The sequence below is a fragment of the Sphingopyxis sp. GW821-FHT02C12 genome (assembly GCF_059421785.1).
In genome coordinates this window covers 58,223-69,577 of sequence record NZ_JBWKVQ010000001.1, presented here as the reverse complement: position 1 = coordinate 69,577, position 11,355 = coordinate 58,223, and the positions used below count along the sequence as shown (strand labels likewise).

The 11,355-nt window shown below is 66.8% G+C and carries 10 protein-coding genes; 3 read left to right on the top strand and 7 right to left on the bottom strand.

Annotation, left to right across the window (positions count from 1 at the left end):
* Nucleotides 1-143: 143 nt before the first annotated feature.
* Nucleotides 144-1,328, top strand: coding sequence for a DUF445 domain-containing protein (locus AC07U1_RS00345; protein WP_235535555.1), 1,185 nt, complete (start codon nt 144-146; stop codon nt 1,326-1,328).
* A gap of 80 nt (nt 1,329-1,408) precedes the next feature.
* Here AC07U1_RS00345 and AC07U1_RS00340 read toward each other — a convergent pair whose 3' ends face one another.
* Nucleotides 1,409-2,200, bottom strand: coding sequence for a Rossmann-fold NAD(P)-binding domain-containing protein (locus AC07U1_RS00340; protein ID WP_495178532.1), 792 nt, complete (start codon nt 2,198-2,200; stop codon nt 1,409-1,411).
* Between the two features lie 48 nt (nt 2,201-2,248).
* Here AC07U1_RS00340 and pepN point away from each other — a divergent pair, with 48 nt between their 5' ends.
* Nucleotides 2,249-4,843 (top strand): aminopeptidase N, encoded by a 2,595-nt coding sequence (pepN, locus tag AC07U1_RS00335; RefSeq protein ID WP_495178531.1) that lies wholly within the window; start codon nt 2,249-2,251, stop codon nt 4,841-4,843.
* Nucleotides 4,844-5,062: 219 nt separating this feature from the next.
* Here the strand turns inward: pepN and AC07U1_RS00330 are convergent, their stop codons facing one another.
* The 5 genes from AC07U1_RS00330 to AC07U1_RS00310 form a co-directional block, all read right to left on the bottom strand.
* Complete coding sequence (locus AC07U1_RS00330; RefSeq protein ID WP_492736465.1) at nt 5,063-5,383, bottom strand: DMT family transporter; 321 nt, start codon at nt 5,381-5,383, stop codon at nt 5,063-5,065.
* A gap of 145 nt (nt 5,384-5,528) precedes the next feature.
* A complete protein-coding gene (locus AC07U1_RS00325; protein WP_495178530.1) occupies nt 5,529-6,128 on the bottom strand; it encodes an ABC-type transport auxiliary lipoprotein family protein in 600 nt (199 codons plus the stop codon).
* A gap of 11 nt (nt 6,129-6,139) precedes the next feature.
* Nucleotides 6,140-7,081 carry an MlaD family protein gene (locus tag AC07U1_RS00320; protein ID WP_056343132.1) on the bottom strand — a complete coding sequence of 314 codons (942 nt, stop codon included), beginning with the start codon at nt 7,079-7,081 and terminating at the stop codon, nt 6,140-6,142.
* Nucleotides 7,082-7,090: 9 nt separating this feature from the next.
* Entirely contained in the window at nt 7,091-7,948 is an 858-nt protein-coding gene (locus AC07U1_RS00315; RefSeq protein ID WP_056343129.1) for an ABC transporter ATP-binding protein, read from the bottom strand.
* On the bottom strand, nt 7,948-9,054 hold the full coding sequence (locus AC07U1_RS00310) for an ABC transporter permease (RefSeq protein ID WP_495178529.1): 1,107 nt from the start codon (nt 9,052-9,054) through the stop codon (nt 7,948-7,950). The genes AC07U1_RS00315 and AC07U1_RS00310 overlap by 1 nt, the downstream gene beginning before the upstream one ends.
* 111 nt (nt 9,055-9,165) lie before the next feature.
* On the opposite strand from AC07U1_RS00310, the gene AC07U1_RS00305 reads away from it, so the two are divergent.
* Nucleotides 9,166-9,885, top strand: coding sequence for an HAD family hydrolase (locus tag AC07U1_RS00305; protein WP_495178528.1), 720 nt, complete (start codon nt 9,166-9,168; stop codon nt 9,883-9,885).
* A 99-nt stretch (nt 9,886-9,984) separates the two neighbouring features.
* On the opposite strand, the gene AC07U1_RS00300 is transcribed toward AC07U1_RS00305, so the two are convergent.
* Nucleotides 9,985-11,310 (bottom strand): cystathionine gamma-synthase family protein, encoded by a 1,326-nt coding sequence (locus AC07U1_RS00300; protein ID WP_495178527.1) that lies wholly within the window; start codon nt 11,308-11,310, stop codon nt 9,985-9,987.
* Nucleotides 11,311-11,355 lie beyond the last annotated feature (45 nt).

The following is an 11,355-nucleotide window of genomic DNA, read 5'->3' as shown; positions in this document are numbered from 1 at the left end:
CCGCGCTTCGCCATTGGATGGTCATGACGGACAGCGTTTCGCCGCAAACCGATACCGGTCGCGCCCACCCCCCCCATATCAACCGGGGGGTGGGCGTTGCCGTTCCCACGGGCGGGCTTAATATCCGCGCCGTGGCGACCGGCATGCTCGTCGTGATGGCGATCGTCTTCGTCAGCGCCAAATATTTCCAGGACGTCCATCCTGCCGTCGGTTTCGTGCGCGCCTTTGCCGAGGCGGCGATGGTCGGCGGGCTGGCCGACTGGTTTGCGGTCACCGCGCTGTTCCGCCACCCGATGGGCATCCCGATCCCGCACACCGCGATCGTCCCGCGCAACAAGAACCGCATCGGCGACACGCTGGCGCGCTTCCTGCTCACCAATTTCCTGCTGCCGCGGTTGATCGCGCGCAAGATGCAGACGGTCGACATCGCGGGCGCGGTCGGAAAATTCCTGTCGCAGCCCGGCGAAGGCGGCGGGCGACTGAAACGCGGCGCGTCGCGGATCATCGCCGACGGTCTCGGCGCGCTCGACCAGCAACGGCTGGGCGGCATGGTCAAATCGGCGATCGCCGACCGCTTGCGCGAACTCGACGTCGCGCCGCTGCTGGGGCAGGCGCTGCAGGCGGCGCTGGCCGAGGGGCGGCACCAGCCCCTGCTCGACGCGATGGTCAAATGGGGGTCGAAGACGCTCGAACTCAACGACCATCTGATTCACCAGATGGTGCACGACAATTCGAATGCGATCGTGCGCTTCACCGGGCTCGACGAAAGCATTTCGAACCGCATCGTCGCGGGGCTGGGCAAGCTGCTCAGTGAAATGGCGGTCGAACCCGATCATCCGCTGCGCATCCGCGTCGAGGAGGGGCTCGCCAAGATGGCGCTCGACCTCCAGCACGACCCCGAAGTGCAGGCGAAGGTCGCGCGCGTCCGCGACGAACTGCTCGAGAACAAGGCGGTCAAGCGCTGGCTCGACGGACTATGGGAGCAGGGCCGCGGCGCGCTGCTGAAAGCCGCGCGTGATCCCGACACCATGCTCGCCGGCAGGCTGGGCGAACTCGTCACCCAGTTCGGCGCGATGCTGGGCGAGGATGCCCATATCAAGCGCACGCTCAACCGCTACGCGCGGCGCGCGGTCGTCGGCGCGGTCGACAGCTATGGCGAGACCGCGCTCAAGCTGGTGTCGGACACGATCCGCGGCTGGGATGCCAAGACGATCACCGACCGGCTGGAAAATGCCGTCGGCGACGACCTGCAATATATCCGCATCAACGGGACGCTGGTTGGCGGGCTGGTCGGGGTGCTGATCCACACGGTGGATGTGTTGATCTGACTCGTCGCCCCCGCGAAGGCGGGGGCCGCTGTCGGCGTAGTGGAAGGTTTCCAGCGCCCTCCCCTTCGCGGGGGCGACGGTTACAGACAGGCTGCCAACCCCTCTCGAAAACTCGGATAGCGTGGAGCCCAGCCGAGCAGGCGTTTAGCCTTGCCGTTCGCGACGCGGCGATTCTCGGCATAGAAGGCGCGCGCGGCGGGCGACAGCCCGGCTTCGTCGAGCGTCCGGAGCGGCGGCACCGGCGCGCCGAGCATCGCGCAGCCCCATTCGACGAGGCGGTTCTGGGGACAAGGTTCGTCATCGGCGAGGTTGTACACGCCCGGGGGGGCGCCGAACGACGCGATTACGCCGCTCGCGATGTCGTCGATATGGATACGGCTGAAGACCTGATCGGGCAGGGCGATGCGGTGCGCGCGGCCTTCGCCGATGCGGTCGAGGATGCTGCGGCCGGGGCCATAGATGCCGGGGAGGCGAAACACGCACATGTCGCCGCGCAGCGCCTGCCAGGCCGCGTCTGCGGCGTTGCGGTCAGCACGGCGGCCCTTGATCGGGGCGGTCTCGTCGACCCACGCCCCGCCGGTGTCGCCATAGACGCCGGTCGACGAGAGATAGCCCGTCCATGTGGCGCCGGCGAGCGCGATGGCATCGCCATAATGGTTGAGTACCGGGTCGCGTCCTTCCGAGGGCGGGACCGACGAGAGGATGTGCGTCGCCGGGCGCAGCGCGGCGAGCACCGCATCGCGGTCGCCGAACGCGAGCGTCCCGCCGCGACCATCGCGCGTCGTCCCGCTCACGTCCCAGCCGCGCGCCTCCAGCCGCCGCGCGAGGTGGCTTGCGGCATAGCCCATTCCAAAGATCAGCATCTGTCCCATCGCCGCGCCTTATTGCGCAGGCTGCGGCCCGCGCCTAGACCTGCCGACATGACCGAAGCCTCCTCGACGCCCGTCCTTCCCGTCACCATCCACCGCGGCGATTACCGTCCGCCGGAATGGCAGGTCCCCGACGTCGCGCTCGATTTCGCATTGGGCATCGACGAGACCAAGGTGTCGGCCAGCCTGTCGGTCGAGCGCCGTGCCGATACGCCGGTGCCGCTGACGCTGCGCGGCGACGCGATCACGCCGGTCGAGGTGCGCGTCGACGGCGCGGTGTGGAACGACTGGCGCATGCAGGGCAGCGACCTGATCGTCGATCTCGGCGATCGCATAGCGGCGACGGTGGAGGTCGACACCGTGATCGACCCGAGCGCCAACACCAATCTGATGGGCCTGTTCGCATCGAACGGCATGCTGTGCACGCAATGCGAGGCCGAGGGCTTTCGCCGCATCACCTTCCATCCCGACCGTCCCGACGTGATGAGCCGCTATCGCGTGCGCATGGCGGGCGACAAGACCGCCTTTCCGATCCTGCTGTCGAATGGCAATTGCGTCGAGCAGGGCGATGGTCCGGAGGGCACGCATTGGGCGTTGTGGGAAGACCCCTGGCCGAAACCCAGCTATCTCTTCGCGCTCGTCGCGGGCGACCTGGTGGTCAACCGCGACAGTTTCACCACCGTTTCGGGGCGCGAGGTCGAACTCGGCATCTGGGTGCGCGCGGGCGATGAGGGCCGCACCGGTCATGCGATGCAGGCGCTCAAGGACAGCATGGCGTGGGACGAGCGCGTCTATGGCCGCGAATATGACCTCGATCTGTTCAACATCGTCGCGGTCAGCGATTTCAACATGGGGGCGATGGAGAATAAGGGGCTCAACGTCTTCAACACGCGTTACATCCTCGCCGACGCCGATACCGCGACCGACCTCGACTATGACGGGGTGCAGGGCGTCGTCGCGCATGAATATTTCCACAACTGGTCGGGCAACCGCGTCACCTGCCGCGACTGGTTCCAGCTCAGCCTGAAAGAAGGCTTCACCGTCTTTCGCGACCAGAGCTTTTCGGCCGACATGGGATCGCCGCCGGTCAAAAGGATCGAGGATGTCCGCCTGCTCCGCGCGGCGCAATTCCCCGAGGATGCCGGACCGCTCGCGCACCCGATCCGTCCGGACAGCTTTCAGGAAATCTCGAATTTCTACACCGCGACCATCTATAACAAAGGCGCCGAGATCATCCGGATGATGGCGACCTTGCTCGGCCCCGAGCGGTTCCGCGCCGGCACCGACCTTTATTTCGAGCGCCACGACGGCGAAGCCGCGACGTGCGAGGATTTCGTCCGCGCGATGGAGGAGGGCGGCGATATCGACCTGTCTCTGTTCCGCCGCTGGTACGAGCAAGCGGGGACGCCGCGACTGACGCTGGCGCTGGCCGAAGAGGATGGCGACTGGTTCCTCGACGTGGCGCAGACGGTGCCGCCGACCCCGGGCCAGCCCGACAAGCAGCCGATGATGATGCCGCTGCGCCTCGCGGCCTTCGCGATGGACGGCAGCGGGGCGGCGATGCCCGATACTTTGGTGACGCTGACCGGCGCGAGCCAGCGCGTGCCGCTCGGCGCATTCGCGGCGCGGCCGGCCTTGTCGGTCAACCGCGGTTTTTCGGCGCCGGTGATCGTCGATTATGTCCGCGCGCCGGGCGAACTGGCCTGGCTCGCGGCGCATGATGATGATCCGTTCGCGCGTTACGAGGCGCTGCAGCAACTGATGCTCGACACGCTGGTTGCGGCGGTGTCGGGTGAAAAGGCCAATCCTCATGCGGTGATCGACGCGGTCGCGGGAACGCTCGCGGGCCGCGCCGACGATCCGGCCTTCGTCGCCGAGGCGGTGCTGTTGCCGAGCGAAGCCTTCATCGGCGACCAGATGGTAACGGTCGACCCCGATGCGATCCGCCGCGAGCGGCTGGCGCTGCAGGCCGCGATCGGCCGAGCGCTCGAGGGCGAATGGCGCGCGATTCTGTCGGGAACCGGCCCGCCCGCGACCGACCTGTCGCCCAAGGCGAAGGGCGGCCGCCGCCTGCGCGGCGTCGCGATCGCCTATCTTGCCGCGACCGGCATCGTCGATGTGCCGGCGCTGGTGTTCGGCATCTTCTCGAACGCCGACGGCATGACCGAGCGGCAGGCGGCGCTCGCGACGCTGGCGCATGGCGACAGCGACGAGCGGACGCACGCGCTCGACATCTTCTACCAGCGTTACCGCGACAATCCGCTGGTGCTCGACAAATGGTTCCAGGTGCAGGCCTGGTCGATGCGCCCCGACACGGTCGCGGCGGTGAAGGACCTCGCGGGGCACCCCGATTTCACGCTGGCGAACCCCAATCGCGTGCGCTCGCTCTATGGCGCGCTGACCGGCAATCAGGCGGCGTTCCACCAGGCCGACGGAGCGGGCTACAAGTTGATCGCCGACCTGGTGATCGCGCTCGATCCGAAGAACCCGCAAACCGCCGCCCGCATGATCCCGCCGCTGGGGCGCTGGAAGCGCTTCGACGATCAGCGCGCGGCGATGATGAAGGCGGAGTTGGAGCGGATATTGGCGCAGCCGGGGCTGTCGCGCGATACCACCGAGCAGGCGAGCAAGAGCTTGATGGGGTGACGGCTGTTTTGGGGTGGGAAGCGGGCGTTCGTAATCCTCTCTGTCGCGAAGCGATGGGGAGGTGGCAGCGGCGTTAGCCGCTGACGGAGGGGCCGGCGCCGTCAGGCGTCGTGCAAGCTTTCGGCCCCTCCACCACGCCCTTCGGGCGCGGTCCCCCTCCCCATGGCTTCGCCACAGGGAGGATATTTACGTCCGCTCCTGCCCGAAAATAGACGCGCGTCAATTTGCCGCGAAAAGCTTCGTTCCGGCGACGCCGATCACGATCAGCGCCATGAAGCCGATCTGCACCGCGCTGATGCGTTCGTCGAACAATATGATGCCGCCGATGATGACCCCGACCGCGCCGAGGCCGGTCCAGATGGCATAAGCGGTGCCCGCCGAAATGTCGCGCATCGCAAAGGCGAGCAGCGCCATGTTGAGGAAGCTCAGCGATACGGGCACGGCCGAAGCCTGCCATGTTCCAAGCGTCGCGGCCCATTTCAGGCTGAGCGCCCAGCAAATTTCGGTAAAGACGGCGATAGCCAGGATGAACCATCCCATGGCGGATTCCTTTCGAGTGCGGGCTCGAAAGAAAAGGTGCTGGCCGGAAACCCGTAAGAGGCCGCACGCGTCGACGAATGATCGTCGTGGCGGGGCCATTAGGGTGGCGGCGGTGAAATGGCAAGCCGCGTGGCGCGGAGCGGGTTCAGCCCCCCAGCCACTCCGCGACATCGACCGCGACCTTGTTCGCCGCCCTCTGCAGCGCTTCGCCCACCGGCTTCGCTTCGACCACGCCGCCCAGGCTTTCGCGCGCCTCGAAGCGGCGTTGGGTCACGCTCTTGCCGCCGGCGGCGACGAGCATCGCCTGATAGACCACCACCGCCTCGCCGGTGCGGGCGTCGACGCCGAATTCCATCAGCTGGCCCGCGAGTTGTTCGCCCGGCGCCGTCAGATATTGGCCTTCATCGAGCACGACGCGGCCCGAGCGCGCGGCGACGGTTTCGCTGATCAGGCGCTGGAACAGGCGCTGCGGCGCCTCGACCCATTGCGCATCCTTGACATAGGCGACGCTGGCGCCGTCCTGCTGCACCGGGATGCGCTGGGTGCGCAGTTTCTGCGGCGCGGTGGGGATAAGGATCGTCAGCGTCGCGGCCTCGCCTGCCGTGCGCGCGGCGCCTGCGGGCGGGGCGGCATCGGCGTCGAGGGTCAGCAGGAAGGGCGGCGGCTTGGCGCCGAAGCTGACGCAGGCGGACAGCGTCGCCGCACCGAGGATGAGCAGCAAGGGCGTGCGGAGACGGCGTGTCATGCGGAAAATCCTCATTGCTTGTAGTCGGGCAGCTTGCTGCCGCTGATGACGGCGCCGGCGCCCTGTTGGTCGAGCTTGTCGGTCAGGCTGGACAGCGAGGTCGACGTGCGGCGCAGGTCGCGGATCAGGGCGTTCGCCTCGGGGATCGTCGTCTCGCTGAAGGTCTTGAGGCCGGGCCGCGCGTCGGCGATGGCGCCTTCGAGGGTCTTCATCGAGGTGTTGGCGGCCTTCAGCGTGTCGGCGAGATTTTTCATCGCAGGATCGACATTGCGGTCGATCGTGCCCTGCGCCGACGCGGCGAGATTGCCGATCTGTTCGGCGGCGACCCCGGTCTGCTGGATCGCGATGCGCGTGTCGGCGAGCGCGCGTTCGATCGCCGGACCGTTGCGTGCGAGGATCGCGGTCGATTGCTCGACATTGGCGAGGATGCCGGCGAAGCTTTCCTGATTGCGGTCGTCGGCAAGCTCGGCGAGGCGTTCGGTGAGCGTCGACAGGCGCTGGAGCAATTGCGGTGCGGTATTGAGCAGTTCGCCAAGGCCGCCGACGCGATTGGGGATGACGGGCTTGCCGTCGGGCCCCTTGTCGGTGATCGGCGGCGCGCCCTTGACCCCGCCGGCGAGCGAAATCTGCGATACGCCGGTGAAGCCGACGCCTTCCAGTGCCGCGGTGGTACCCTGTACGATCGGGACGCCCTCGTTCACCTCGATGCGGACGCGGACGAATTGCGGGTCGTCGGGAAGCAGCGCGATCCGGGTGACCTGGCCGACCGGGACGCCCGAATATTGCACCTGAGCGCCCTTGTTCAGCCCATCGACCGACTGCTTGAAATAAATGTCATATTCGCGCTTGTCGCCGCCGCTGTCGTTGGCGAGCCAGACGACGAAAAAGGCGAGCGCCGCGGTAAAGAGAAGGACGAAGGCGCCGACGAGGACGTTGTTCGAGCGAGTTTCCATCAGCTGTTCCTATCGCCGCTGCGCGGTTTGGTTCCCGCTTGCCGCAGCCCGGCCGCGCGGTCCGTTGAAATAATCCTGTATCCATGGATGCTCGGTGGCAAGCAGTTCCGGGATGGTGCCGATCGCGATCACCTTCTTCTCGGCGAGCACCGCGACGCGGTCGCAGGTCGCATAGAGCGAGTCGAGATCGTGGGTGATCAGGAAAACGGTGAGCCCCATCGTGTCGGCAAGCTCGCGGATCAACTCGTCGAACTTGGCGGCGCCGATCGGGTCGAGGCCGGCGGTCGGCTCGTCGAGGAAGAGCAGCGCAGGGTCGAGCGCCAGCGCGCGCGCGAGGCCGGCGCGCTTGACCATGCCGCCGGAAAGCTCGGCGGGATATTTGGGCCCCGCGTCGGGGGGCAGGCCGACCATCGCGACCTTGTAGGCGGCGATCTCGTCGAGCAGTTTCTGGTCGAGGCGCGGGTAATATTCGCGCAGGGGGACCTGGATATTTTCGGCGACGCTGAGCGTCGAGAACAGCGCCCCGCCCTGGAACATCACGCCCCAGCGGCGGCGCAGGTCGCGCGATTCCTCTTCGTCGGCGATCGTATCGAGCGACTTGCCATAGACCTCGATCTCGCCGGCGTCGGGGGTCTGCAGCCCGATGATCGAACGCATCAGCACCGACTTGCCGGTGCCCGAACCGCCGACCACGCCGAGGATTTCGCCCGACCGGACGTCGAGGTCGAGATGGTCGTGGATCACCGCGTCGCCGAACTTGTTGACCAGCCCGCGCACGCAGATCGCGCGGTCGAACTGTTCGGGGCGCACCGCGTCGGCGGCGGCGATTTCCTCGCGGACTTGCTGTTCTTCGGCTTCGTCGGCCATCAGTTCCATCCGATCGATGAGAAGAAGACCGCGAAAAAGGCGTCGAGCACGATGACGAGGAAGATCGCGGCAACGACCGCGGAGGTGGTGCGCTGGCCGACCTCCTCGGCATTCTGGCGCACCTGCATGCCCTCGTAACAGCCGGTGACGCCGATCAGCACCCCGAACACCGGCGCCTTGATCAGCATCGCCCAGAAATCGGTCATCGGGATGATGTCGCGGAGCAGCTGAATGTAAGTGAGCGGCGGGATTTCCAGCCCGATCCAGCAAAAGACGCCGCCGCCGATGATCGCGCAGATGCTGGCATAGAAGCCGAGCAGCGGCATCAATATCGTCGCGGCGGCGACGCGCGGCAGCACGATCGCCTCCATCGGCGAGACGCCGATCGTGCGCATCGCGTCGATTTCCTCGGTCAGCTTCATCGTACCGATCTGCGCCGCGAAGGCGCTGCCCGAGCGGCCCGCGACCATGATCGCGGTCATCAAGAGGCCGAGTTCGCGGATCGAGGCGCGGCCGACGAGGTTGATCGTGAACACCTCCAGCCCGAATTGCCGCAGCTGCACCGCGCCCTGTTGCGCGATGACGATGCCGATCAGGAAGGTCATCAGCCCGATGATGGGGAGGGCGTCGACGCCGACGGTCTGGAACCGCGTGACGATGGCGTTCCAGCGCAGGCGGCGTCGCGCCCGGATCTGGGTGCCGAGCGCCATGATCATCGAGCCGAAGAAGCCGATGATGCCGAGCAGTTCGCGCCATATCGCGCTGCTGGCGACGCCGAGCTGTTCGAGCATGCGGATCAACGGCGGACGGCGGTCGCGATGAACGCGATATTCGCTCTTGTCGCTGGCCAGCGCTTCGAGCAGCCGCTGCGCTTCCTCGCTGGCGCCGGTGACCGTCGCGCCATGGTCGCGCACGGTGCGGGTGACGATCCACGCGCCGACCGTGTCGATGCGTTCGATCGCGGAGAGGTCGAGCGAGGCGATCGGGCCGAGCGCATCGAGCCGCGCGGGCAGGTCGCCGAGCCGCGCGAGCGTCAGCCGCCCGGTGAAGCGGACCGCGACGCCGTCGGCGCCGTCGCTTTGTTCGAAGTCCGCCCTGGCCACCATCGTGTGACGACATTGTATTATTTGGCGAATAACGGCAAGCCATTCCACGGGTCGGCTCGTCGCGATCTGGTGGCCTTGGCCGCCGCGCCGCCGCGCGCTAAGGCGTTGCCCATGGATGATAATATCGTCGTGTCCGAACCAGCGCCCGCGCACCGCATCGCGATGTACGATATGGACCGCACGATCACGCGTGCGGGAACCTACAGCGGTTTCCTGATGCATGTGGTGCGCCGCCGCCAGCAATGGCGGATGTTGCTGACCCCGCTGGTCGGGCTGGCGGGCCTCGCCTATTCGCTGCGACTGATCGACCGGTCGCGGCTGAAGGCGATCAATCTGCGGTTGCTGGTGGGGCCGCGTTTCCGCCGCGACGAGATCGCGCCGCTCGCCGAAAGCTATGCCGACAAGGTGGTCGCGCGCGGATTGCACGGCGCGGCGCTCGCGCAGTTGGAGGCCGATCGTGCGGCGGGGTACCGCGTGCTGCTCGCGACCGCGTCCTTCCATCTCTATGTCGATGCGATCGCGAAGCGGCTGGGGATCGCCGACGTTCTCGCGACCCGCCTCGACGAGCCCGACGGGGCGGATCATGTCCACGCCCGGCTTGCGGGTGACAATTGTTATGGCGAGGCGAAGTTCGCGCGCATTTCGGACTGGATGGCGGCGAACGCGATCACGCGCGATGCCGCGCATATCCGTGCCTATTCGGACCATGTGTCCGACCATCCGATGCTGCGTTTCGCCGACGAGGCGGTGGCGACGACGCCATCACGCGGCCTGAAGAAGCTGGCGCCGACGATGGGGTGGTCGGTCGTCGATTGGCGGGGACGGAAATAGGTTTAATCGGTTCCGTCATTGCGAGCGAAGCGAAGCAATCCAGAGCGGTTTACGCCTGCCCTAGATTGCCGCGTCGCTTCGCTCCTCGCAATGACGAATTTAGACCGCGTCCAGCGCCTGCGCGAAATCGGCGATCAGGTCGTCGGCGTCCTCGATGCCGATCGAGATGCGCACCAGATTGTCGGTGATGCCCAGCGCCTTCTTGCGCGCGTCGGGGACCGACAAATGCGTCATCGCGGCGGGATGGCTCGCGAGGGTTTCGGTGCCGCCGAGGCTGACCGCGAGCTTGGCGATCTTGAGCGCGTCGAGGAAGCGGAAGCTTTCCTCCTCGCCGCCCTTGATGAACAGCGAGAAGGTCGAACCGGCGCCGGTGCAATGGCGGTCGAAGATGTCCTTCTGCGATCCCTCGGGCAGGAAGCCCAGATAGCCGAGTCCGTCGACCTTCGGATGATCGCGGAGGAACGCGCAAACCTTTTCGGCGTTTTCGCCGGCGCGGCTCATGCGCAATTCGATCGTTTCGAGGCTGCGCAGCAGCATCCACGCGGTGTTGGGGTCGCAGATCGTGCCGATGGTGTTGCGCATCATGCGGATCGGGCCGAGCCAGTGCTTCGAACCGACGACGCCGCCCGCGACGAGGTCGCTGTGGCCGCCGGCATATTTGGTCAGGCTGTAGAGGGTGATGTCGGCGCCATGCGCGAGCGGCTTCGACCAGAGCGGGCCGAGGAACGTATTGTCGATCGCGATCGGCGGGCGGGCGCCTTCGGCGAAAGCGGCGTCGGTCGCGGCGCGCATCGCTTGGACGTCGACGAGCGCATTGGTCGGGTTCGCCGGGCTTTCGAGATAGACCATCGCGACCTTGCCGCCCTGCGCCTCGGCCATCTCCTTGGCGCGGATCAGGATCGCGTCCATCTCGGCGCGCGAAGCTTCGGCGGGGAAATCGACGTACGTCGCACCGAAGCGCGACAGGATGCGGCCGATCAGCGTTTCGGTCGCGGCATAAAGCGGGCCCGAATGGACTATGACGTCGTTCATGCTGACATGCGCGAGCAGCAGGGTCGCGATCGCCGACATGCCGCTGGAAAAGACGAGCGCATCCTCGGCCTTTTCCCAGATGCCGAGGCGCGCTTCGAGGATTTCCTGGTTCGGGCCGTTGAAGCGCGAATAGACGAGGCCGTCGGCGCCGCCGGGACGCTTGCCGGTGATCCCCTCGAAATGGCGCTTGCCCGCGGCAGCGCTTTCGAAGGCGAAGGTCGAGGTCAGGAAGATCGGCGGCTTCAGCGAGCCTTCGGACAGCGTCGGGTCATAGCCATAGCCCATCATCAGCGTCGTCGGAGACAGCGCGCGGCCGCCGATTTCGGTGACGTCCTTCTTGGGGGCGCGGCGCGGGGTGGTGCCGGTGAGGTCGGCGTTGTCGATGGGGGGCATAAGAAAGACTCCTGCGCAATATAGTTTCAAATGCCACTAACGCGC